A 24,784-nucleotide genomic window follows, 5' to 3' on the forward strand; every position below is an offset into this window, starting at 1 on the left:
ACAACTCACCCTTTAATTCGAACCGATACCGTGGCCGAAAATATACCCATTCTCGACATCACCCTCCACTACCTGGCTCCGGCCGGCGCCGTTATGCTCCTGGGTCTGCTCGGCGGAAAAATCGCCCGCAAAATCAAGCTGCCGAAAGTGACCGGGTATCTACTTACCGGCATAGTCATCGGCCCCTCGCTGATGAATTTGATCTCCACCGAGGTCGTCGAGAATCTGTCGCTCATTAACGATATCGCACTCGGCCTGATAATGTTCGCTATCGGTGGCGTCTTTGAAATCCACCACATCCGTTCGGTCGGGAAGAAAACCATCTGGCTCACAATCGGTCAGTCACTGGGCGCAGCAATGTTTATCGCCGTATCGTTGCTGATAATCGGTATGGACTGGTTTCCCGCTCTCCTGCTTGCGACGATCGGGATCGAAATCGCGCCGGCCGCCACTATCCTCGTGTTGCGTGAATATGAAGCCCGCGGCGACTTCACCGACACCCTCATAACAATCGTGGCGACATCGAATATCGTCTGTATCCTCAGCTTTGAATTCGTCTTCTCGCTCGGGCAGATCAGGGAGGGTACCAGCCTGCTCTACGCCGCCATGAGCCCCCTGTACGAACTCGGAGGTTCGCTCGTCATCGGCTCCGCGGTTGGCTACGTGATATCAAAATGGGAACAGCATGTCGAGGACCAGGCGGAACTGCTCATGATCATCGTCGCCGGCGTGATGCTCGTCATCGGACTGGCCACTACTCTCAATCTTCAGCCGCTCTTCGCCGCCCTCATCATGGGCGCCGTAACGACCAATCTTTCTCTGATGCACCGCCTGATATATATCGAACTGAGACAAGTCGAACAGCCCCTTTATATCGCCTTCTTCGTGCTCGCCGGGGCATCTTTGCACCTGGAACTCCTTCCCGCCCTGGGCCTGGCCGGCATAACTTACCTCGTAAGCAGGCCGGTCGGAAAAATCATCGGTATCTATGCGGTCAGCCGTTGGAAAAATCTCTCGACCGATGTTCGCAAATATCTGGGGCTGGGGATGCTGGTACAGGCCGGAGTGGCTATCGGACTGGTCAACGTAATAAATGACGCCGACCCCCAACTGGGAAATACCATCACCCCCCTTGTCCTCGCATCAATCATAATCTATGAGACCGCCGGCCCTCCCGTGATCCGATGGGTGCTGTATAAAGTCCGCGAGGTTGCTTCGATTGAATAGCCGCAAGACAAAAAAAGAAGACCGCCCGGAGGGGGTGGGCGATCTTCCTTTGGGAATGGGAGGTAATAAAAAAACAGGGCACTTTAATTCAAATTTGTATCCGAATACTCCCTCAAAAAGTCATCGATGCTCTTGGCGCCGGCGGCGTCGGGATACGACGCCATCTCCAGTTGAATTATCTGGTCCAGCCGCCCATTCCTGCGCTCGGACAGCCTGGTCTTGATCAACTCGGTTATTCGGCGCGACGCAATCTCGGCTCCCTGACGAGTCGTCTCTGGAAACAGCAAACCCAATTTGCTTGGCTGCAAAACCGCCACGTTGTCGATAGCCCTGATGTGCTTTTTCACGGCGTCAACAATGTCGCCCATAATCTCAGTCGTCTGGCCGGGGAAAATCGAGTCGATGAAGCCCACATCAAGGACTATCAGAGATATAAAAATCCTGTATCGTTCTGCCCTCTTCAGCTCGTTATCGACCCGATCAAGGAACAAGTTATCCATCAGTTTTAGTGCGTCCAAACCCATCCCCTTCGGTTGGTAGGGTTTTCCCAGTTGCTATTGTTCAAAATGATTACAGCAACTGTCATTCCGGTTTGACGAGGAGCTCAGAGAATAAGAAAATATTTCTCACATCAGAGTCGAAAAGAACTCCGAAGAGTTCGCAATCGCTTGACAGACAATGGGGAATCTTGACGGTCAAAATTCTTTAAAAAACATGTATCGAGATTTATCCACACGACGCAAGTGGATAGTATGCATTTATTATGCAACTATTTGCTAATCCGGAGCATTCTTATCTGCTTTGACTCTCGGGTCAATCCGTGGCGTTAAGATTATAGTCTTTGATCTTGTAAAGAAGCGAACGATAGCTAATATCAAGTAACTCGGCTGCTTTGCGGCGGTTCCAGTTTGTTTTCGCCAGTACCTCAGCGATGAGCTTTCTTTCTTCGCTGGCCACAGTCTTGCCCACCCGCTCTTTGAGGGAATACGTGTCACTCGCGGTGGCCGGACCGGGGTTGCTGACCGCCTCAGAATGTTGAGAGTTTTCCGGACTGATAACGATCGGTCCGGAACCGGCCGAATCGATGAGATCGGATATCACCGACTCGTCGCCGCGAACCACGACCTGCTTGAGCATATTCTCGAGCTGGCGAACATTGCCGGGCCAGGTAAACGACGCCAGCTTGTCAAGAATCTCGGCTGAAAGACTGCCGAATTCCCGCTCGTACTGATTGTTGTATTTCTCGATAAAGTAACTGACCAGAAGCGGAATATCCTCCCGACGGTCGCGAAGAGGCGGAAGGAATATGGTTATCTCGTTAAGCCGATAGAACAAATCATCGCGGAAACCCTGTTCCTTGATGGCTCGCTCCAGATTGCGGTTCGTCGCGCAAATAATCCTGACATCGACGTGAATGTTCTGAATGCCTCCCACGCGAACGAACTCCTGTTGTTCGAGAACCTGAAGCAATTTCGACTGAAGCTCCATGGGCATATCGCCTATCTCGTCGAGAAAGATCGTCCCCTTATCGGCCAACTCGAATCTTCCCTGCTTGTTCTTGTGGGCTCCGGTAAAAGCGCCCTTCTCATAACCGAACAGTTCAGCCTCCAGCAGATCCCTCGGGATAGCGGCGCAATTCACTTTAACGAAAGGTTTGTTCTTGCGGCTGGAAAGCTGATGGCACAACCGTGCCACGATTTCCTTGCCGGTACCGGACTCGCCCCGAATCAGCACGGTCAATTCGGAATCGGCAACCTGCTCGATAATGGCCCGCACTTTGTGCATCGCCTGCGAATCACCGATAAAGCTGTCGTAGTTGCTCCGAGCCTCGAGCTGGTGCTTGAGTTCACTGACTTCCTTGCGAAGCTGCGTACGCTCCAGAACGCCGTTGATGTGGATTTCAATCTCTTCAACATCGAAGGGTTTATTGATAAACTCGGCGGCGCCCAGCTTGATCGAATCGACGACATAGTTGGTCTCGCCGTGCCCGGAAACCATGATAACATCGGGGCGGGTATCGAGCTTGTTGAGCTTTTCGAGCACCTCTATACCGTTCATTCCCGGCATCTTTATATCGAGAAGTATCAGGTCCGGTTTCTCGGTGGAAACCATCTGAAGACCTTCGATACCGTCGCGCGCGGAAACGAAATTATACTTCCCCGCCAACCCTTCGCTGAGGATCCAGGAAACCTTGGGGTCATCATCGATAACCAGTATTTTTACTTTGTCTTTGGCCATATTGATAGCTTTTGCATATATATCGTCACCGGCGGAGAATAATCAAGTTGAAATTACTGGATTTTGCTCACTTTCGGCAAATCGCTGCAACCTACATGCTCTGATCATAGGGAAGGTATATCGTGAAAGTGGAACCCTGCCCCTCCTGGGAGTCCACCGTAAGGGTTCCATTATGAGCCGATACTATCCTCTCGACCACCGCCAGTCCCAGACCGGTACCGGTATCCTTGGTAGTATAATACCGGTCAAAGACTTTCGAGAGGTTTTCCTTTCTGATGCCGACACCGGTGTCGGTCACTTTCACAGCCAGATAGTCTACTTTCTTGTGCCCCGGCTTTTCAATCAAGCCGTGCACGGTCAACAAGCCGCCCTCGGGCATGGCATCAATGGCGTTGAGGAAAAGATTCAAAAAGACTTCCATGATCTGGTTTTTATTGATTATGATGTTCCAGTCGGCATCATCATAGCGCACTTCCATCGTAATCTTTTTCTTGCGAAGGTCAGCGTCGACCAGTTCACTTGCCCTTTCCACAACCTGCCTCAAGTCCACTTTTTCGGTTTGATATTTGTTGGGATTGGAAAAATCGACCAATTCCTTAACCAGCTCGTTCATCCGGTGAACCTCGTCCTGAACATCTTTTAAAAACTGCGAGTTCTCCATAACATCCGGCCATCGCTGGCTGATAATCTGAAGTCCTCCCTTTATCGATGTCAGCGGACGGCGCAGGTCGTGGCTGATTTCGGATATCATATTGCCCATGGTCAAAAGACGCGTGGCATTCAGAAGCGCTTTTTCCTTCTCGAAGAGAATCGCTCCCTGTGAAATAACCAGCCGGGCCAGCGAGATATCCTCCTCGCTGTACTTTGTCTTGAAATCCGAAGCCATATAGAAAACGTACGCCAGTTCACCATACCGCGCGATCGGTATCGCCACATGGGCGTTCTTGGCATTGGGGAACAACTCGCTCTTATCGAGGTATGCGGAGACGGCCGAGGTCATCGAACCGATATCCGAAACATCAAGAGCGCCGTCGTCAAAAGGTCCGAAGACGATACTGTCACGGGTTATTTTCGATAGATCGATCTTGCCGCTGCGCGTCAGTGGTACCTCGGTGGTGCCGGAGATACCGTCGGCGGTCAGCACCTTGCGCGAGGGATCCCAGTTGAACCAGATTGAGTAGTCTATGGGAAAAACGCGGCTCAGCTTGTCTATGAGTTTTTCCCGGAAATCGCCGAGGGAGCGTATCTGGGGAAGTTCGGTAGTGATCTCATGGAGAATCTGAAACTCGGTCAGCCGGCGACGGTTCTTCTCGAACTGATTGGCATCATCGACAGCGACCGCCGCCTGGGAGGCAAAATTCGTGAGAAGGTGCAGGTCATTCTTCGTGAATCCCTCGCCGCCCTGTTTGTTGGCCATGTTGATTACACCGATGACCTTGTTCTTTATCTTCAGCGGACAGCACAAGAGCGAAGCAGCGCCGTAACGCTCCTTGTTGATACGCTTGAAACGACCATCCTGCTCGACGTTCTCGACTATCATGGGCTCGCCTTTCTGTGCGACATGACCCGCAATCGAAGCGCCGATGGGCAATCTTGTGGTCGCGATGATCTTCTCCTCGAGCCCGATAGCGGCCTCAATCGTCAGGCACTCCCCCTGCTCGTCAATGAGCATTATCGAACCCACCTGCGCCTCGGTTACGCTTGAAGCCAGCACGACGATTTGCCGAAGCAGTTCCTTCAGGTTCGCAGTGGAACCAATCGATTTGCCCGCCTCGTAGAGAGCATTGAGTTCGCCGATGCGGCGGTGAAGAATCAGGTTGGAGATCTTGAGCTCCTCGAGGATTCGAAGTCTGGACAGGTCCGAACGACGTTTATCCAGGGCGCGTCTCACCGCCAAATCGAGTTGCGTGAACTCCACCGGCTTGAGCAGATAATCATAAGCTCCCCTCGTGATGGCCTGAATAGCGGAATCGAGCGACGCGTACCCGGTCATCAGGATTACCGGAATGTCCAGATCAACCTGCTTGACAATCTGAAGAAGCTCCAGACCATCGACCTCGGGCATCTTTATGTCCGTGATAACGAGATCCACCCGACTGGTACGGATTGCCTGCGCCGCCTGCCTGGGATCCTGAAAAGCCTCGACCTGGTAACCTTCGTCACTCAAAAGAGCCGTCAGAGAATCACACATTCTCTTTTCGTCGTCGACCACAATGATTTTTTCGAATAATGGCGTCATGACTCGTTTCTGTGTATCATTTGGGCAGCCTCACCTCAAAACAGCCGCCGTCATCGGTGTTTTTATAAGTTATCGACCCCTTGTGCTGTTTAATTATACCATAGCAGACCGAAAGCCCCAGACCGGTCCCCTTTCCCGGCTCCTTAGTGGTGAAAAACGGCTCGAAAATCCGCGGTATCACATCGGGCGCGATACCCGGTCCGGTGTCGCGAAATGATATGACGACTTCGTCCGCCTCGCTAACAACGCTCACCTTGAGTCTTCCGCCGTTGGGCATTACATCAACCGCATTAATTATCAAATTCAGAAACACCTGCTTGAGACTCTCCGGCGAAGCCTCGACCTCGGGACAGTTCGGCTCGAAACCCTTCTCCAGACGTATCCCCTTACTCTCCATCTGGCGCTCCATCAAAAGAAGCACGTCGCTCACCACCGCGGCAATATCAACCCTCCTGAACTGGATACCTTTCGGGCGGTGGAAATCCAGAAGTTCCTTTACGATGCGAGCTATCCGTTCAATCTCCTGACTGAGTATTTCCAAAAACTCGCCGGCATTCTTGTTGCTGCCAACCGATTTTCTCGTGAGCAGGAGGTAATTCTTGATTATACCAAGCGGATTGTTTATCTCGTGAGCCACTTTAGCCGACATCTCCCCCAACGCCGCCAGCCTTTCCGAATGTACCAACTGTTGCTGCGTGGCGCGCAGTTGCTGGCTGGCTTCTTTCTCCGCCTCGTAAAGACGCGTGTTCTCAATAGCCACCGATATCTTGTTGCCCAGAATCGACAAAAACTCGATGTCATCCATATTGAACTCGCGGCCCGACATCTTATCGGTTATCAAAAGCACGCCGCCAAGACGGCTCTGAAAGATCAACGGCACTATCAGTCCGGGATGAAATCTCTCCAGAATCAGCCTCTCCTCTTCGGACGCCAGATCCGTGATTACATCGCTGGTAGCGGCCGGACGGTTCAACTTGGTCAGATAACTGATAAGCCCCGAGTCTCTGCGAAAAGACAAATTGTCATCGGGGAAATCACCCGAACCTTTGTGTTTCGCCATGCCGTACACACCGTCACGCTGATTGCGCTCGATATACACGGCCGCCTTCGAGGCCCCCACCTGCGCCAGTGACGTGTATATGAAGGTGTCGAGAAGTTGCTGGTAATCCAGCACCGCGTTGAAATTGCGACTGATCTCAAAAATCGTGTAGAGATCGAATATTTTCCGCTTGAGTTGCCGGTTGGCCTCGGTGAGACTCGTTATTTTTTCCTGAAGTTCCCGCTTGAGCGTCGCCACCGATTCGTGCTCCCTGAGGGCGCTTTTGCGCTCGATGGAGCCGGATGGGCTGGATGGACCTGGGTTGTTGGATCGTTTCTGAGTTGGCTTTTTCTTACTGCCGCTCATTTTACCTTGTGCTTGCCAAAAAATTCACCCACCAGATAATGCGAGCCTATTATCGCTACTATTTCTTCAGGCGAGGTCGTCTTTACTGTTTTATTATACGCGCTATCGAGCGAACCGTACTTTTTGTAAGGCACGCCGCGCCAGTCAATCGTACGAATCAATTCCCTCGTATCAGTGGACCGGCCGGTGGCCAGCGGCACCAGAGCATAAGATTCGGCGATTCGTCTCAGGCTGTCAAACATCTTCTGATGCTCTTTCCGTTTCACAAATCCGGTAATAACCTTCGCCTTCCTGCCCGGAAAACGAAGCTCAAACGTTCTAACGAACGCCTCCACCCCGGACGCATTGTGACAGACATCGAAAATATGAAGCGGCTTGCGACGGTATTCCACAATCTGAAAACGCCCCGGCCAGTAAGTTTGTTTCAAACCTTCCAGTATAGCCCGGCGACTGACATATAAGCCTCGATCCCTCAGAATCGATACCGCTTTCAAAACCAGCGCCGAGTTTTGCAACTGCTGCGGGCCTATCAGAGCCGGTTTGACATTATTCATCGCCAGGCCGTTGTACCTGAAGTCCAGGCTCATTCTTTCCGGATACGGCCGGTAGTCCGTCAGTCGCAACCTGTGAAATGGCGCGCTCAGCTTGACACACCTCCGCCGGATAACTTTCTCAGCCGGCTCCGGCAAAAGTCCGACAAGATGCGGCACCCCTCGCTTTATTATGCCGGCTTTCTCATATGCGATCCTGGGCAGCGTGTCGCCCAGTATCTCCATATGGTCAAAACTCACATCCGTGATAATCGTGAGTTCGGGTAAAAGGACATTCGAAGCATCGAGTCTACCGCCAAGTCCGGTCTCGATAACGGCAATTTCCACGCCGACTCGCGCGAAGTGTTCCAGAGCCATAGCGGTGGTCAGTTCGAAAAACGACAGCTTCCGTTTAGAAAGCACCTTGCGATGACGATCGATAAAAGCCGCTACCGAATGTTTTGGAATCTTGCGCCCGTTTACCTTCACGCGCTCCCGGAGGCTCACCAGGTGAGGTGATGTAAACAGTCCCGTCTTATAGCCCTGCGCGCGATATATCGCCTCCAGCATCGCCGCCGTGGAACCTTTGCCATTCGTTCCTGCGATGTGAATCGTTTTGTATTTGTTTTGAGGGTCGCCAATCTGATGAAGAAACCCGGTGATATTTTCCAACCCGAGTTTCATGCCAAAAAACTCGCGGGAGAGAATATACTTCTCCGCTGCCTCGTAAGTATGACGCGGCATTATTTTCTCCACATGTAGTGCAGAAGGCGGCTGACGGTAGGGCGAAGCTCCTTGCGATGGACGATCTTGTCAACAAACCCCTTTTCGAGGAAAAACTCGGTCGACTGAAAACCTTCGGGCAGGTCCTGCCCGATTGTCTGCTGAATCACTCTCGGCCCGGCAAAACCCAAAAGCGCCTTCGGTTCCGCGAGAATCACGTCGCCGAGCGAGGCGTACGATGCCATCACCCCCGCCGTGGTCGGGTTGGTCAGTATCGATAGGTACGGTATCTGCTTCTCGGCCAGCACCGCCAGCAATGCCGATGTTTTGGCCATCTGCATAAGAGACAGGATGCCCTCCTGCATGCGGGCTCCCCCGGAACAGGATACCACCACAAGCGGCATATTTCCCTCGATTGCCCGCTCAATCGCCCGCGCGATTTTTTCACCGACCACCGAACCCATCGAACCGCCGATAAACTCGAAATTCATGATGGCGAACGATACCATGATGCCGTCAATTTTGCCGATACCGGAAATCACTCCCTCGACCTTGCCGGTCTTCTGCTGGGCCTGCTTGATTCTGTCGGGATACCGTTTGGAATCTTTGAATTTGAGCGGGTCTTTTGAGGCGACATGAACGTCGTGTTCCTCCAGCTCACCGTTATCCAGCAAAAGGTCTATATATTTCTGGCTCGATATCCTGAAATGGAAATCGCAACTGGGACAGACCCACAGTAGCTCTTCCATCTTTCGGCTGTAGACCACCTCGCCGCACGAATCGCACTTGGTCCACAAGCCTTCCGGAATATTCTTCTTCTCCTGGCGGGCCAAACCAGACTTATCTTTTCTAAACCACGTCATTGATTATCATCTCTCACTTCAGCGGGATATACCTCCCCATCACCAGAGCGTCCTCGACCGGTTTGCGATAGTAATTCGGCCGGCGATATAGCACATCGAATCCAAACTTCTCATAAAAAGTTATGGCCCCGCTATTACTGGGCCTTACTTCAAGAAAAATATACTCGCATTCGTTATCGGCTACGAACTGTAAGATATTGTCCAAAAGCTGCTTGGCAACAGATTTTCTGCGATAATTGGGCTCGACCCCGATGTTGGTCAGATGGGCTTCGCCAGCGACCATATAATAACAGGCGTAACCGATTACCATACCATCAGATTCCGCCACAAGACCGCCCCAATCCTTTTCGGTGACTTGCTGTTTAAAAGCCGCCACCGACCAGGGATCAGGAAATATTGCCCGCTCGAGCTCCATCACCCGCGGAATATCCGCTAACACCATATCTCTTATGGCTATATCAGTTTTCGCCTTTGCCTCGTCGCTCAAACCTGATCTCCGCCTGTGATTTCTGAACATACAAAGGCTCCAGCATGGCCAAATCACTGCTGTAGCCCGACTCGAGTTTGGCCAGACCAATATAAATCATATCAGCCGCGTCATAGCCGACCGCCGATGACAGATCATTCGCCGCCAGAATACCGGCGTTATTTTGAAGGTCAAAATGAATTGCCACTACCGGCCGCTCGTTAACCAGCGACTCAAGCTCCCGGTCATTCACCACACGAATTTCCGATACCTGCTTGCCGCCGGCCACCTCGCTGACAAAAAACTCATCCCGCTTGAGCGGCACGACCACGCTTACCTCGCTATCCACCGCGCTCAACTTTTGAGCCGCGATTTCGAACAGACTCACCGGCACAACCTCAATACCGAGCGCCACAGCCATCCCTTTCGACGCGGCCAATCCGATGCGCAAACCGGTAAAAGAACCGGGCCCGGTACAGATCACTATGGCGTTCAATTCCTCCTTGCGAAGACCGGCCGACCGAAAAAGCTCCCCGATCTTTTTCATCAAAAGCTGGCCGTGCGATTGCTCCATCAACTCGTCCGATTTGACCAGCCGATCCCCGCCAAAACTAAGCGCTAATCTGAGATGTTTACCCGATGTATCTATCGCGAGAATATTCACTGCTACCCTCAATCGCCGCCGTTGACAAACGAGATGTTTATCTCCCTGTCGGTCTCATTGACAATGCCGAACTCCATCTGGTAATATCTTTCCGGAAGATATCCCGCTGCCTTCTCTCCCCATTCCACCACCACCAGACCATCGCGACTGAGATACTCATCCCAGCCGATTTCGTACAACTCCGAGGAATCCCCCAGGCGATACAGGTCAAAATGATAAAGCGTTTTCTCCCCCTGATATTCGTTAACAAGTGTAAACGATGGCGAGTTCACGATGGATTCATCGATACCCATCGCCGCCGCCAGTCCCCGCACGAAGACCGTCTTACCGGCGCCAAGCACCCCTGTCAGGACAAGCACATCCCCGGGCTTGAACAGTAAGGCCAGCTTCGACGCCAGCGCCAGAGTCTCCTCTTCGCTGTGCGAAATGATGTTCAACATTCGTTGCATAGTCTATTTCGGATTAAGAATGGCAAGCGGCACCACCATCTCCTCGAGAGAAATGCCTCCGTGCTGAAACGAATTCTGGAAATGCCGCACCATCTCGTTGAATTTATTGGGGTAAACAAAATAGAAATCTTCCTTCGCCAGGATAAACGTCGTGGCCAGGCCGAGTGACGGCAACCGCCACTGGTCGGGCTTTTTGATTATCACCGACTCCTTCGGATCCGAGTTCAGGTTATCTCCGTACTTGTATCGGAGATTGGTCGAGGTCGTCCGCTTACCGTGCGCCATCGTTCCCCGCTGACAGAGCACCGAACCGTGGTCAGATGTCACTATCACGGTATGGTCCTTTGAGGCGAACGATTTCAACATGGCAAACAACGATGAATGCGTGAACCATGTTTTCATCAGCGATCGAAACGCCGCTTCCGTCCCGGCGATCTCTTTAACAATGATATTATTCGATCGGCCGTGCACGAGGATATCCAGGAAATTGTAAACGATAGACACCAGCGGACTGTCGTAGAAATCCGAAATTCTCCGGGCCAGCTCGTCACCTTCTGAGTCATTGTGCACCTTCAAAAAGCGCGGCTTTCCCTCCAGCGGTATGCGATACCGTGACAAATTGTCCGCGAGCAGATTTTCCTCATACCGGTTCAACGATCCCTCGTCCTGCACCCGGTAATTGTCCGGATAAGCCTTGTGAATCTCATCGGGAAAAGCGCCCGCGAACAAAGCATTGCGGGCAAACGGCGTCGCGCTGGGTAGAATCGAAAAATAATACTTCCGTTGTATGTTGTAATATTCCGCCAGAAGCGGCTCGACCAGCATCCACTGATCCAGACGCATACAATCCACAACTATGAAAACCACCTTCCGCCCGCCCGTCAGAAGCGGCATCACGTACTCACCCGCGATATCCGGCGATAGCACAGGACGGTCCTCACTGAACAGCCAGCTCGTATAATTTGTCTCTATGAATTTGGTAAACTCGTTGTTCCATTCCTTGCGCGTTCCCACAAGAGCGTGCTCCAGACCCTCTTCATTGTGCTCATCGAGGTCAAGACTCCATGACGCAAGTATCCTCGCCGCCTCCAGCCAATCTTCGGCGGTGACATCCATATACAACTTCTGATTAAACCGGCTGATTTCGCTGATATACCTGCGCATGGCCGAACTCGTTATTATCTGACGCGAATCCAGAAGACGTTTTATCACCGAAAGAATCTGCGATGGATTCACCGGCTTGACCAGGTAATCATCGATCTTTTGACCGATCGCGTCATCCATCAAAGACTCTTCCTCCGATTTCGTCACCATAACCACCGGAAGATGCGGCACGATATCCTTGATCTCCTCGAGCGTCGTCAGGCCATCCTTGCCCGGCATCATTTCATCCAGAAGCACCACATCGAACGTCTCTTTCCCAACCATGGCGATAGCATCATCACCCGATATGGCCGTCGACACCTCATACCCCTTCTTCTCCAGAAAGAGAATGTGAGGTTTCAACGAATCAATCTCGTCGTCGACCCACAGGATTTTTTTCGGACTCAATCGTCTCGACATATCTTACTTTCGCGTTACTTTGCCACCGGAAGTTGAATCTCGAAGGTCGTTTCTCCCGGCTTCGACCTGCGCAAGATTATACGTCCATTGTGATACTCTTCAACGATCCGTTTCACGAGTGTCAGGCCAAGCCCCCATCCCCGTTTCTTGGTGGTGAAACCGGCATTAAAAATCTTGCGCGATGACCTCGGCGGGATACCCGGACCGTTGTCAGTAATCTCAACAACCACCCATCCGTCGCGATCCGATGGCGAAGTCTTCAAATCCACCCGCCCGGTCTTGGAATCTACCGCCTGAAGCGAATTCTTTATCAAATTCTCCAGCGCCCACCCGAAAAGCTCCGGATTCAAGTCGACCGGCGGAAGCTGCGTCGGGGCAAACTCAAGCTGGATCCCCTTGCCTTCAAAAGGAAGTCGCCGCCTGTAATAATCCACCGCTTCCCGTATCGTTTCGTTGAGGTCGGCGCTTTTCAACTCAGGAATCGAACCTATCTGCCCGAATCTGTTGGCGACCTTCTGCAGCCGCACCACATCAATTCTGCTGTTGGCGAGGGTGTCGGCCAGAAGCTGCTTCTCCTCGCCGGAATAGTTGCCGGATTCTTTCTCCGCTTCGATAACCTCCAGCCAACCCATCAGCGATGATATCGGCGTGCCCAATTGATGCGCCGTCTCCTTGGCCATGCCGATCCAGATGTGCCGCTCTTCGCTGCGCCGGATATTCTGAAAACCGACTATCGCCACGATCATAAACGCCACGATTATCCCGATTTCCACGAACGGCATAATCTTGAGCTGGTTGATGGCGCTCGAATCACCATAACAGAGATAATTCACGAACCCGTGCGACAACCCCGAAAACACCAGCGGAAACTCGCCGTTCTGCTCGATCATCTCCGCCGCTTCTTTCTTCAGACGTACAATCGTCTGAGGCGACATGTCTCCCGGCTTAACTCCGGGCACATTGCGGTGATGAATCGGCTCTCGTCCGCTGTCTAAAACGATTATAGGGAAATTGGCTTTGACTATGATCTCGTCGAAAATGAACTGAAGTTCCCCGCCCGACAGGTTCGAGTTGGCCGCCAACTGCCACATCCGAACATACTTCTCCACCTGTGAACGGGTATCCTGCTGCAGTTCGTCGATAACGCGAAACGTGTACCAGATGAAAATCGCCGATATGATCGTGACGCCGCCGAGAAGAAAAATTTTGAATACGGTCGATTTTCCGACGTACAGATGGTCGACACTGCGACTCTTTGTACTTTTGGATGACGCCATTATCCGATAGTTTCCGCCCCGTCCATGTACGGCCGAAGAGCGCGCGGCACTGTCAGGCCGCCGTCGACATTCTGATAATTCTCGAGTATCGCCGCGACCAGACGCGCCAGCGCCACTCCCGAACCATTCAGCGTGTGCGGGAATTTCACCGTCTTATCCTCATCGCGGAACCGGCAGTTCATCCGCCGCGCCTGGAAATCCTGGAAATTGGATACCGATGATACCTCGAGATACTTGCCTACCCCCATCGCCCACAACTCGAGATCATAACACTTGGCCGCCGCGAAAGACAAATCACCGCTCGCCAGAGCGGCCACCCGATATGGAATATCCAGTCCCTGAAGTATCTTCTCCGCCTGGGCTGTCAGCGACTCAAGCTCATCGTAGGAACTCTCCGGACGGACAATCTTCACCAGCTCGACTTTGTCGAACTGATGTACCCGTATCATCCCGCGCGTATCCTTGCCGGCCGCTCCTGCCTCGCGACGAAAACAGGGCGTATAGCAAACCATGTTCATCGGAAGGTCCTTGTAACTCAGAATCTCGCCCCGGTAGAGATTAGTCACCGGCACTTCGCCGGTCGGAATCAGATACATATTGTCGTTCTCGGTCCGGTACATATCTTCGGCCATCTTCGGAAGCTGCCCGGTTCCGAACATAGCATCCGCACCGACCAGATACGGCGGGGCTATTTCGGTGAAGCCGCTCTTGGTGTGGACATCGAGCATGTAATTGACCAGCGCCCGCTGAAGTCGCGCGCCGGTGCCTTTGAGCAGATAAAACCCGGCCCCGGATATGCGCGCGGCTGCCGGAAGATCCAGCCAACCCTTCTTTTCGCCAAACTCCCAGTGCGGCAAAACCTCGAAATCCGGCTTCTTGATCTCGCCCCACTCGCGCACAACCACCGCGGCGGTTTCATCCGGCCCGACCGGTACTGATTCGTGAGGGAGATTAGGTATCCAGGCCAAAAGGTCGTTGATTTGCTGCTGGACCTCGCGAAGATCATTATCCATGGCGGCAATGTTTTCGCCAACCTTTCGCATCGCCTCGATCGCGTTATCGGCCGGTTCTCCAGCCTTTTTCTTTTTGGCGATTTCGGCCGAAGCGGCATTGCGTTCGGCTTTGAGGGCCTCGACCTGGCGGATTATTTCGCGCCGACGGTCATCGAGCCCAAGTATTTTGTCTATATTGGAGTTATCGTATTTCTTTTTTAGCCCGGCTTTTACCAGATCCGGGTTTTCGCGTATGAATTTGAGGTCCAACATTGTAAATATCCTGTTATCTACTATTTTTGAGGTCTACCCGCCCCAATTTTCCTCTCGTAGGGCGGGTCCGTCTTCGAACCCGCCGTCATTTCTAGGGCTCTCAGCCCCTGTAGGGCGGGTCCGTCTTCGAACCCGCCGTCATATGAGAAAAGCTCGAATTCTCTTCCCGTAGGGCAGGAGCCTTCCCAGTCTCCTGCCATAATCTCTGTAATCCCGCCACAATTTCTAAGGCCGAGGGGCGCCAGAGTTCCACTAATTATAAAGTAATCAACAAATTAAGTCAATTGCAACCATTTTGCCCCCCGGCTGTTACAGCGGCAGCTGAGACAATGTGTGCTGTCAGGTGTCCCCACCTGACAGCTTACCCTGAGAGCGTCTGTGGAAAGAAGCCTTATAACACGTTGCCCAACAAAAAAATGACTGATTGCCCAGATTCTGCTTGCCTTTTGAGGCAAAATTGATAACTTATGAGACTTTTCCGAGAACGAATGGAGACGAACAATGGCAAAAGCATGTGAAATATGCGGCAAGAAACCGACCACGGGAAACAACGTATCCCATGCGCACAATATTACCAAGAGACGGTTTAATCCGAATCTTCAGACTGTTCGCGCTCTGGTTGATGGTAAGCCGAAACGCGTCACGGTGTGTACTTCTTGTTTGAAGGCCGGCAAGGTCACCAAGAATATCCGTGTCAAGAAGACCAGTGCTGTTGCGATCAATCAGTAGCGATTTTAGATTGCCGACATTACGATTTTAAAAAGCCGCGCCCGCGCGGCTTTTTTAATGCCCAAAATCACGTTCCTCGGTGGTACTTCAATTTCGTAAGGCACGAACCTCGTTGTTGTGCCCGGTTAATCTTCAGATTGACCGGGTTTTAGACTTTGTGCTCGGCTCCGCACGAAATCCCGAAAAGACGCCCAACCCTTTCTGCGCGTCCTATCGAACATTGCGCACTACGATATACAATTGGCGATTAGATATCAAAGTCAAATCCCTGCCATTGGGTGAAAACTCCGGCATGTGACATTCCGTGAGGCCGGCTATCCCATCCAGAATCGTGAACTGACCAGCGCTGTAGTCGAACACGCCTACCCTAACCGATTCGTTTTCATGCACGTCACTACAGACTAGCACAAAGCATATTTCCGAGAATACCGGGTTCATCCCCTCGGAAACAAAACCACCGTTCAATTCGCAGCCATAGACATCTCTCACAGCGGATATTGTGTCAAGGGCAATCAACTCATCATCCGGCAATCTCAAGATAGTTCCGTCAAAAAGAAGGTGCGTGCGTTCGCGATTGAGGCTCATCGGATGGCCCGTGTAGGGACCGGTCGGTCTCTCAGAGATTCTGGTAGAATCTTGGAAATCAGTGCGGACCAAATAGACTCCGTCGTCGCCAGCACGCAATATATGGTTTCGATCTGCGGTAGCTATCTTACCATCTTCTCGCGGTAATATTTCTATCCACGTTCGGCCTTGTTCTTTGACCCTATAATAGGCATTTCCTTCCACAGTCTGCCAGAGTCCCCAGAAAAGTCGCCCGTCCTCCAGCGCGGAGCGCGAAGACTGGTTGCCCTGTTCTTCCAAGACCCTCATATCGCCAGTTTCAATGTCAATAGTCACCAGACGGTCCAAAGACTCTGTACCAGACGCTTTGCGCCTCTGGTGGACTACGATTTCTTTATTACCTAACCAGCGAAATCTCATCGGTACGAAGTCCGATTTAACAACGGCGCGGCTCACCCCGAGAGTATCAGCTAATCGCAATCCATTTCCATCGAAATAGGCGATCCATCTGCCGTCCGGCGACCACTGTACCGGCCTCAGCATGCTGCCAGCGTAGACAGGTCCGATGTTGATGACATCCGTAATCTCAAAATCAATACCATGACACACGCCTGCACTCAGGCTCAGAAGGACGGCACAGGCAAACAGGATGATTCTCATGAAAAGACCTCTGTTCTGAGGTAAACATCATTTGTGAAAATGACAAAACCGGCTGCCCCGGACGCCCATTATCCTCTACTTCATTATACACTTTCGCCAATCATTGGCCATTTAAGCCTTCAGATGATACTACCCTGATCTCCCCGTCGTGGCTCCTCCCCAAACATATACCATATGATCGGTATTTGATTGTTGCAAATCAAGTTTCCGTTTCTCCCTCCATCCGACGATTGATGCAATTTCACTACAAAATCGATGGTGATTTCACTACCCGCGCGAAAAGTATGAAGCGGAATCTTGTTAAAAATAGATGTACTGATGATCTTTGCGCCGAATTGGCTTTGGTTGCACCAGATAACTACATCCATGAAAACAGGTTAGAAGAGAATAACCTGAATTGGGGACCCATGAAAAATAACGAAACAAAGCCAATTCTGGATTACCCGGTGAATCTGAAGATTCACCGGGCACAAAATCAGAATCTGAAGCGCCACCGGACGCAAAATCAGAATCTGAAGATGCACCGGGCACAATTGCATGGCATATGCTTAAATCCCGTAGGGCGGGTCCGTCTTCGAACCCGCCACCGTGCGATCCCCGCCCTGAACGGTAGGCGTTTGATTTATCAAACGCGACCTGACACCACTCTCTTTCGAACACCCGCGTTGGTAGGCTCACGCCGCGGCGTGAGCCTACCATGAGCAAAAGATCAACAGACACGAAAACACAAAAATAACGAAACGAACCCAAATCCGGATAATGAAATGGATGATAGAGGATTGCGCGGAAAAATACGGATACACCATCACGGCAGAATCCTTGACGGTTCTTGCTTACTGGATTCCGTTTTTCAACGGAATGGTGACAAAAGAGAACCGGAATGACCGCGTCCGGGGTGGCAGGCTCAAACTCGTTTGGCCCTGACTTAGAATAATACACCTGGCGCATCCGTGGGCGTTTGAATTATCAAACGCATCGATGCGCAACAAAACACTCTACGCGGGCAGATGAGGACATCTGCCGCGCACAGCTGGCTATTATGCCCCAAATGATGACACCGAAGACTGGATTCCGTTTTTCAATAGAATGACAAGAAAGAGTCGGATTCGAGGCTTCAGAGAAATCTTCGTTGTTTCGTCAGGTCTTGCGACCTCCTGAGGTCGTGTGACCTGACGGTCACTGCGTCTGGATTCCACGCTTTCGCGGGAATGACTTGGCGCTGGGCTCGGTTTTGCCCACACCCTGCAAATAAAAAGCCGCCGGGAGAGCAGAACCCGGCGGCCAACGCAGTATCGCTATCCTATAGCAAATAAGGGGGTTTTGGATGGAGTGTTACCTGGAACCCAATAATTGTAAAACCGAATTGGAACTCATCGCCCAATGACTCAAAATCGCCAACCCGGCCTCATATTTTATCTGCTGCGCCAGGAAATTCGAAAACTCCATAGCGTAATCGGTATCACGTATACTCGACTCCGCCGCCTGCAAATTCTGGCTGGTGACGCGCATCGATGCTATCTGCGACTGAAACTCATAACGCTGCGTCGATCCAATCTCCACCTGCAGCGAATCGACTTCCGCTATCGCCTCATCGATAACGGCTATCGATGCCTCAGCGGTCTCGGCCGACGACAGATCAATCCCCTCCAGCGCCGCAAGGTCACCGAGCGATCCCGCAGAACCGTCAAAAAGCATCGCGCCATTATACTCCGCACTCCCGACTGCCTCATTATAGTACGTCACCATATTCTGCGCCTCAAGAGCATAGGCCTCTTGCGCCGCCTCGCTGTTGACACCTTCGTTAGCGGCGCCGATAGCGAGCGTGCGAAGTTCGGTGAGCTGGTGACGGTAGGTCATCAGGTGCGACGATGCTGTGTCGTACTTGTGCACCTGCGCCACACGATTCTCGATTTCCTGATTGAGCGATGCTATCTGGGAGCGAAGTCGCTCCGAGATGATCAACATCGCCGGGCCGTCGGAGGCGGAATTGATCTTAAATCCCGACGACAACTTCTCCAGCGACTTGTACATATTCGAACTGGAAAGCCGGATATAATTGACCAGATTGCTGGCATTGGCATCATCAAAAAGATTAAGAGTCATACCTCTTTTGTCCTTTCAAAGGTGTTATCCACCGGATGATAAAGCAGCATAGCCCATGCCGGGCAGGAGTTGTCTCGTCTTAATCTATTGCCTTGCCGTAACTTACGACAATCAATCTAACGGGGCGAATTACGAAGAGAGAGATAAGTATGGGACTAATCCCACACAAAATTGGATACATTAATAGTATTAATTGTTTAGCGCTTCTTGCCAACCGTGGCAATGTAGATTACGAACTGCTCGATACCATCGAGCTTAAGAAACTCGTTCACCTCGTCATCTTCATAAGCCGCGATAGCGCATGCTCCCGAGCCGATAGATTCCGCCGCCAGATAAAGATTCTGACAAACATGCCCGGCATCGAGAAACATGAACCGGTATCCTCTCTGCGGATAGCGCCACGTCATCCGGTAAACATCGGCCACCCACGCGAAAATCACCGCGCTTTCTTTCATCCACGTCTGCCCGGCGCACGCCTGGGCGAAAACCGCCGCGGCTTCATCGCTCTTGCCGATTTCGACAAGTTTATGCTCAATAGCGAGAAACCGGTACACTCCCGGCGCGAGACCATCAACATTGTGCACGATGAGATATGTTTCGAAAGCGTGACGGGCGCCTCCCGATGGTACGGTGCGGAGAGTTCTTCCGGCCTGAATCCCGCCCGGCTCGACAACTTTCTGCACTCCCTGGGTGCACCACAGAAGGTACGAGAGCTCCCCGAGCGTCAGCGGCTCTTTCGAGAACGTCCGAAGAGTACGGCGCTGATCAATGACATTTCTGAGATCGCTGGCGGGGATGTTTATCGACGATGGTTTCGGCAGATCAATGACCGGCAGCCCCTGAGCGTTGCCCCGCTGAAGTGGTGGTTGCGGCGCACCCCGGCTCTGATCGGACTCATCGACATACCTGTACTTGGTTCTCTCTATGAATTCCTTCCCTATCTCATTTGCCATGATAACCATCCTTTCAGAAAGACACTTGTTCTCACCGCTGCCAATATAACCACCCCGCCGCCGGTCAGCAACCTCGTCTCGCCTCAAAAAGACGCAAAAAAATACCGTCGGCAGGGTAGGTTAACCGACGGTATCGTGGAGGAACCAATTTATAGAGCGGTTCAGGCTCTATTGTGTAGGTGCATTTGTTCTGTCGTGGTCGCTTCTTTGCGACTACATCTTATCATCAAGCCTTCTGATATAGGCCGGAATGGTCCGGTCGTCCTCGGAAAAGAGCGGCACGCGGTTGCGGATGGAGTGCCCGTTACCGCCATTGCCGCCGTGGCTCCGACCGTTGTAGCTGTCGGGCTCGGACTCGAATACCTCATGAAGCTCAGCCTCGGCAGCGCCGACCAGCGCCTCTTCCGGTTCGATCACCCGCGGCTCCGGTTTGGTGAAAGTCTGAGGATGGTCCGGGAACAGCGACATAGGTTTGCCCGGCTTGGACATATCGACCTGTTTTTCCTCAGCCTTCTTGACGACCAGCTCGTTTTCACCGCCGAACCCGGTGGCGATGACTGTCACGCGCATCTGGTCGTTCATATTCGGGTCGATAACGGCGCCGAAAATGATATTGGCGTCATCACCGGCGGCGTCATAAATGAGCGAGGTCGCCGTGTTAACATCAAAGAGCGACATATCCTCGCCGCCGGTGATATTGATCAGCACGCCCCGGGCGCCGCTAATAGATACATTTTCGAGAAGCGGCGACGAAATCGCCTTGCGAGCGGCGTCGACCGCTTTCTCATCGCCTTTGCCATAACCGGTACCCATGAGGGCATCCCCCCTCTCAAGCATAACGGTACGGACATCAGCAAAATCGCAATTGATCAGGCCGGGTACGGTAATCAGATCCGAGATACCCTTGGTGGCCTGGTACAAAACTTCATCCGCGGTGGAGAAGGCCTCGGTGAGCGCCGTCTTCTTATCGACAATCTCCAGCAGCCGGTCGTTGGGAATTGTAATCAGCGTGTCGACTTTCGATTTCAATTCGGCCAACCCCAGGTCGGCGCGCTGCACTCTCTTGCGGCCCTCGAACGTGAACGGCTTGGTCACGATAGCCACCGTCAACGCCCCCGCCTGCCTGGCGATTTCGGCCACGGTCGGAGCCGCACCGGTGCCGGTTCCGCCGCCCATCCCGGCGGTGATAAACACCAGGTTCGGTTTGCCGACCGCGTCGGAGACCTCCCTGCGGTTTTCATCGACAGCCCGTTTGCCGACTTCCGGGTTCGCGCCGGCGCCGAGGCCATTGGTAATTTCGGTACCGATCTGCACCTTGGTCTCGGCACGATTGCTGTCGAGAACCTGCGCATCGGTGTTGATCGCAATGAATTCCACCCCTTTGAGCTTCGCTTCGATCATCCGGTTGACGGCGTTGCCGCCCGCTCCGCCAACACCCACTACCTTGATGTTGGCATACCCGATGAAGTCTTCGGCGAAACCGAACGAATGCTTCTTTTCTGTCATACCTTGTTCCTCCAATGTTTCTAAAACTGTCTTGTTATCCAATTTTCGAACCGTTTCAAAAGCCCGCGCACCGTGCCGCTCTTGCCGCCCGTCAACGGTTCGTTGCCGAAACCGTAGTGAAGCAGCCCGTGAGCGGTTATGTAGCGCGCGCTGTCGAGTTCTTCCGGTACATGTTCAATCTTCTTTATCTCACCCATTCGTACCGGCATATCGAAAATCTGCTCGGCCAGTTCAACCGTGCCCGGAAGCAGCGCTCCGCCTCCCGTCAACACGATACCGGCTGCGGGAATGTCGGTCATGCCGGCCTTGTTTATCTCCCTGGCTACCAGCGAGAAAATTTCCTCCATGCGGGGCTCTATTATCGAGGCCAGCACGTTGCGAGAGACATCCTTGTCCGGCCTTCCCACGGCGGCCGTCACGGTAATCATCTCCTCGGGGTCCACCATCGAGGCAATTGCCGCCCCGTGCGCTATTTTGAGCTTCTCGGCCTGGTCGACCGAAGTTCTCAGCCCGATAGCGATATCGCTGGTCACGTTCCTGCCTCCCAGCGAAACAAAACTGGTATATCGAATAGCGCTGTCGTAGAAAACCGACACGCTCGTAATATCACCGCCGATATCCACCACGATCACGCCCACCTCGGCTTCCTCGTTCGAAAGCAGCACTCCGGAAAGCGCCAGCGATTCGAGCACCATGTGGTCAACTCCCAGATGAGAGCGCTCGAGCGCCCGGTAGATGTTTTTCGCCGAGGTAACCGATGCTGTCACGATGTGAGCTTCCACTTCGAGGCGCACGCCGGTCATGCCCACCGGGTCCTTGATGCCCGCCTGGTCGTCAACCGAGAAATCCTGGGGGATAACATGAATGATCTCGCGGTCGACCGGAATCGCCACCGCCCGGGCGGCGTCGATAGCCCGCCTGACATCCTGCGGCGTGATTTCGTTGTCGGAGCGCCCCACGGCAATCACGCCATGGCTGTTGATGGACCGAATATGTTCACCAGCGATCCCGACTGTCAGGCTGTCAATCTCCGTCCCCGAAACCATCTGAGCGTCTTCCACGGCCTTTCGTATCGATGTCACTGTTTTTTCCATATCAACGACCACACCCTTGCGCAATCCCTCGGCCGGGGACTGCCCGTGACCGATTACATAGATCCTTCCGTCTTCATCCATCTCCCCCACCAGACAGACAATCCTGGTGGTGCCGATATCGAGGGCGGCGACGATATTTTCCTGGGCCACGTTACTTCTCTCCTCCCCCGCATATTACCATACCGTCGCACCGCAGGTCGATCGATGAGACTCCCTCAAGCTGCGGGTCGAACTTGCTCACGAATTCCACGAACCGGGATATATCTTCGAGAAAATACTCGGCTCTCACTTTGAGTCGATAATCCAGTCCCGACAGGGCCACTCTCACAAAGCTGTCTGACCCGAGGTCGATTTCGTATATTAACCGGTACAAATCGATATTTTCACCGCGCAATTGCTCCAGACAATTCACGAGAACAAGCGTTCTGACATCCTCGCAGTAATCATACGGCTTACCGACCGTCAGCGAGGTGAGCACCGGATGTTCCCAGCTGAATTCGTGGTCCTTCAGCGAGATCACTCTTCCTTCGCGGTTCAGACCGAACATTCTCCCGGTGTATTTGTCGAGAGCAAAACAGACCGGTTCGAAATCGTTGACTTTGATATCGATAGTACCCGGAAACGAATAATCTATATCGACCTTGAAAACATCGCGCTTCCCCAGAAGCGCCCAGGCCAAGCTGTCGACTGGCTGGCGATAGATGGACTTGCCTTCCTGAAGACCGAGACGGGTTGACCAGTCCGAGATTTCGCGCTCGTTAACCTTCACACTCTCCAGACGGCAGGCGCCGGTATAGTGCACCGTGACCATAAGCGCGCCGCCTGTTATGACGACAGTTAGGAGCGTCAGCGTAATTTTCCTCGACAGCCTTACCATCATCTATTTTTTCGCGAGTTCCTCGAGTATTTTGCGTTTTATGAGCGTAACCGAGCCGGCGCCCATTGTAATGACCAGATCGCCCGGTTTGGCAATCCGCTTGACGACATCAATCGCGTTTTCTTTCACACCCACATATTCGAAATTGCCAATGCCTTTCTTTGTCGCTTCCTCTACTATGATTTTCGAGGTTATTCCCTCGATTGGTTTTTCCCTGGCCGGGTAGATGTCAGTGAGTACGCATGTATCGGCCAGCGAGAGGGCATCGGCGAACTCCGTCTTAAAATCTCTCGTGCGACTGAAGAGATGCGGTTGATATATGACAATCACACGCGAGCGGCCAATTTCCTTTGCGGCTGTCAGCGTTGCTTTAATTTCCGATGGGTGATGGGCGTAATCGTCAATCACGAGGATATTGTTCGCTTCACCGATCACCTCGAACCGGCGGCTCACTCCGCTGAAGGCCCGGAGGCTGTCGGCAATAGTCGCGAACGGGACATCGAGCTCGTAGCAGGTGGCAATTGCCGCGAGGGCGTTGGCCACATTGAAAAGTCCCGGCACTTTCAGCGAAACGTCGCCCAGCGGATCGCCGCGATGATACACGCTGAAGGTGGTTCTGCCGGCCTCGCTTTTGATATTCAACGCCCGGTAGTCCGCTTCTATGTCAAATCCAAAGGTTTTATATGGCCGTGCTATGCGAGGCCGGAGCTTGGTCAGGTTCGGATCGTCCGCGGAGATAATCACCGAACCATAGAACGGTACCCGGTTCATATAGGTCAAAAACGATTCGATGAGATCATCCATGCCATCGTAGCAATCAAGGTGATCCGCCTCGAGATTGGTCACCACGGCGACCGTGGGAAACATCGACAGGAATGATTTATCGTATTCATCGGCCTCGGCAACCAGATATTCGCCGCTACCCAACGCCGCCCCCGTGCCAAGCTCGGCTACCACACCACCCACTATCAGGGTCGGGTAGTATCGTCCCTGTTGCAGGATTTTGCCGATCATCGAGGTTGTCGTGGTCTTGCCATGTGTCCCGGCAATGCCGATGGAAAATTTCAGGCGCATAAGTTCGCCAAGCATTTCCGCTCTCTTGATTACAGGAATGCCCCGGCGTCTGGCCTCGACAACTTCGGGATTGTCCTCGCCCACCGCCGACGATATCACCACAACATCGACCTCGCTCAGATTGGCCGCCTTATGTTCGGCAAATAGCGTTATGCCCAGATTCTGGAGGTAGTCGGTAACTTCGCTGGGAGTATTATCGGACCCGCTCACCTGGTATCCGAGATTGTGCAGTATCTCGGCTATACCCGACATGCCGGCCCCGCCGATGCCGACGAAATAGAGCTTTTTTACTTTACCAAACATTATCGTTTCTCT

21 protein-coding genes and 1 pseudogene are annotated in these 24,784 nt (G+C 52.7%); 2 read left to right on the plus strand and 20 right to left on the minus strand.

All coding sequences use genetic code 11. From position 1 onward, the window contains the following. Positions 1–30: 30 nt before the first annotated feature. Positions 31–1,227 (plus strand): cation:proton antiporter, encoded by a 1,197-nt coding sequence (locus AB1483_08635; GenBank protein MEW6412523.1) that lies wholly within the window; start codon positions 31–33, stop codon positions 1,225–1,227. A gap of 83 nt (positions 1,228–1,310) precedes the next feature. Here AB1483_08635 and AB1483_08640 read toward each other — a convergent pair whose 3' ends face one another. From AB1483_08640 to serS, 12 genes are all read right to left on the minus strand, one after another. Further along, positions 1,311–1,745, minus strand: a complete 435-nt coding sequence (locus tag AB1483_08640; GenBank protein ID MEW6412524.1) for a hypothetical protein — start codon at positions 1,743–1,745, stop codon at positions 1,311–1,313. Positions 1,746–2,040: 295 nt separating this feature from the next. After that, on the minus strand, positions 2,041–3,465 hold the full coding sequence (locus tag AB1483_08645; GenBank protein MEW6412525.1) for a sigma-54 dependent transcriptional regulator: 1,425 nt from the start codon (positions 3,463–3,465) through the stop codon (positions 2,041–2,043). Between the two features lie 91 nt (positions 3,466–3,556). Further along, complete coding sequence (locus AB1483_08650) at positions 3,557–5,704, minus strand: response regulator (protein ID MEW6412526.1); 2,148 nt, start codon at positions 5,702–5,704, stop codon at positions 3,557–3,559. Between the two features lie 16 nt (positions 5,705–5,720). Beyond that, a complete protein-coding gene (locus tag AB1483_08655; GenBank protein ID MEW6412527.1) occupies positions 5,721–7,109 on the minus strand; it encodes an ATP-binding protein in 1,389 nt (462 codons plus the stop codon). Continuing rightward, positions 7,106–8,383, minus strand: a complete 1,278-nt coding sequence (locus tag AB1483_08660; protein ID MEW6412528.1) for a folylpolyglutamate synthase/dihydrofolate synthase family protein — start codon at positions 8,381–8,383, stop codon at positions 7,106–7,108. Before AB1483_08660 ends, AB1483_08655 begins: the two co-directional genes overlap by 4 nt. Then, positions 8,383–9,225 carry an acetyl-CoA carboxylase, carboxyltransferase subunit beta gene (gene accD, locus AB1483_08665; GenBank protein ID MEW6412529.1) on the minus strand — a complete coding sequence of 281 codons (843 nt, stop codon included), beginning with the start codon at positions 9,223–9,225 and terminating at the stop codon, positions 8,383–8,385. Before accD ends, AB1483_08660 begins: the two co-directional genes overlap by 1 nt. A gap of 13 nt (positions 9,226–9,238) precedes the next feature. Continuing rightward, the gene (gene rimI / locus AB1483_08670) at positions 9,239–9,712 is read right to left on the minus strand and encodes a ribosomal protein S18-alanine N-acetyltransferase (protein MEW6412530.1); all 474 of its coding nucleotides are present in this window, start codon (positions 9,710–9,712) and stop codon (positions 9,239–9,241) included. Further along, on the minus strand, positions 9,684–10,355 hold the full coding sequence (gene tsaB, locus AB1483_08675) for a tRNA (adenosine(37)-N6)-threonylcarbamoyltransferase complex dimerization subunit type 1 TsaB (GenBank protein ID MEW6412531.1): 672 nt from the start codon (positions 10,353–10,355) through the stop codon (positions 9,684–9,686). The genes rimI and tsaB overlap by 29 nt, the downstream gene beginning before the upstream one ends. 8 nt (positions 10,356–10,363) lie before the next feature. Continuing rightward, on the minus strand, positions 10,364–10,804 hold the full coding sequence (gene tsaE, locus AB1483_08680) for a tRNA (adenosine(37)-N6)-threonylcarbamoyltransferase complex ATPase subunit type 1 TsaE (protein ID MEW6412532.1): 441 nt from the start codon (positions 10,802–10,804) through the stop codon (positions 10,364–10,366). Between the two features lie 3 nt (positions 10,805–10,807). Continuing rightward, the gene (locus tag AB1483_08685) at positions 10,808–12,367 is read right to left on the minus strand and encodes a bifunctional response regulator/alkaline phosphatase family protein (GenBank protein MEW6412533.1); all 1,560 of its coding nucleotides are present in this window, start codon (positions 12,365–12,367) and stop codon (positions 10,808–10,810) included. 14 nt (positions 12,368–12,381) lie between these two features. Continuing rightward, positions 12,382–13,644, minus strand: coding sequence for a HAMP domain-containing sensor histidine kinase (locus AB1483_08690; protein MEW6412534.1), 1,263 nt, complete (start codon positions 13,642–13,644; stop codon positions 12,382–12,384). Further along, positions 13,644–14,909 (minus strand): serine--tRNA ligase, encoded by a 1,266-nt coding sequence (gene serS / locus AB1483_08695; protein MEW6412535.1) that lies wholly within the window; start codon positions 14,907–14,909, stop codon positions 13,644–13,646. The genes AB1483_08690 and serS overlap by 1 nt, the downstream gene beginning before the upstream one ends. Before the next feature lie 501 nt (positions 14,910–15,410). Here serS and rpmB point away from each other — a divergent pair. Further along, positions 15,411–15,638, plus strand: coding sequence for a 50S ribosomal protein L28 (gene rpmB / locus AB1483_08700; GenBank protein MEW6412536.1), 228 nt, complete (start codon positions 15,411–15,413; stop codon positions 15,636–15,638). A 210-nt stretch (positions 15,639–15,848) separates the two neighbouring features. Here rpmB and AB1483_08705 read toward each other — a convergent pair whose 3' ends face one another. From AB1483_08705 to murC, 8 genes and pseudogenes are all read right to left on the minus strand, one after another. Then, the gene (locus AB1483_08705; GenBank protein MEW6412537.1) at positions 15,849–16,862 is read right to left on the minus strand and encodes a hypothetical protein; all 1,014 of its coding nucleotides are present in this window, start codon (positions 16,860–16,862) and stop codon (positions 15,849–15,851) included. A gap of 300 nt (positions 16,863–17,162) precedes the next feature. Continuing rightward, on the minus strand, positions 17,163–17,801 hold the full coding sequence (locus AB1483_08710) for a hypothetical protein (protein MEW6412538.1): 639 nt from the start codon (positions 17,799–17,801) through the stop codon (positions 17,163–17,165). 393 nt (positions 17,802–18,194) lie between these two features. Then, positions 18,195–18,965 (minus strand): flagellin, encoded by a 771-nt coding sequence (locus tag AB1483_08715; protein MEW6412539.1) that lies wholly within the window; start codon positions 18,963–18,965, stop codon positions 18,195–18,197. 197 nt (positions 18,966–19,162) lie between these two features. Further along, entirely contained in the window at positions 19,163–19,918 is a 756-nt protein-coding gene (locus AB1483_08720; GenBank protein ID MEW6412540.1) for a SagB/ThcOx family dehydrogenase, read from the minus strand. Positions 19,919–20,410: 492 nt separating this feature from the next. Beyond that, positions 20,411–21,424 (minus strand): annotated as a pseudogene (gene ftsZ / locus AB1483_08725) (cell division protein FtsZ). Between the two features lie 20 nt (positions 21,425–21,444). Then, on the minus strand, positions 21,445–22,668 hold the full coding sequence (gene ftsA, locus AB1483_08730) for a cell division protein FtsA (protein ID MEW6412541.1): 1,224 nt from the start codon (positions 22,666–22,668) through the stop codon (positions 21,445–21,447). Between the two features lies 1 nt (position 22,669). Then, on the minus strand, positions 22,670–23,398 hold the full coding sequence (locus tag AB1483_08735; protein MEW6412542.1) for a hypothetical protein: 729 nt from the start codon (positions 23,396–23,398) through the stop codon (positions 22,670–22,672). Next, on the minus strand, positions 23,399–24,772 hold the full coding sequence (gene murC, locus AB1483_08740; GenBank protein MEW6412543.1) for a UDP-N-acetylmuramate--L-alanine ligase: 1,374 nt from the start codon (positions 24,770–24,772) through the stop codon (positions 23,399–23,401). Positions 24,773–24,784: the final 12 nt, after the last annotated feature.

The organism is Candidatus Zixiibacteriota bacterium, from assembly GCA_040756055.1.
Classification (GTDB): domain Bacteria; phylum Zixibacteria; class MSB-5A5; order GN15; family FEB-12.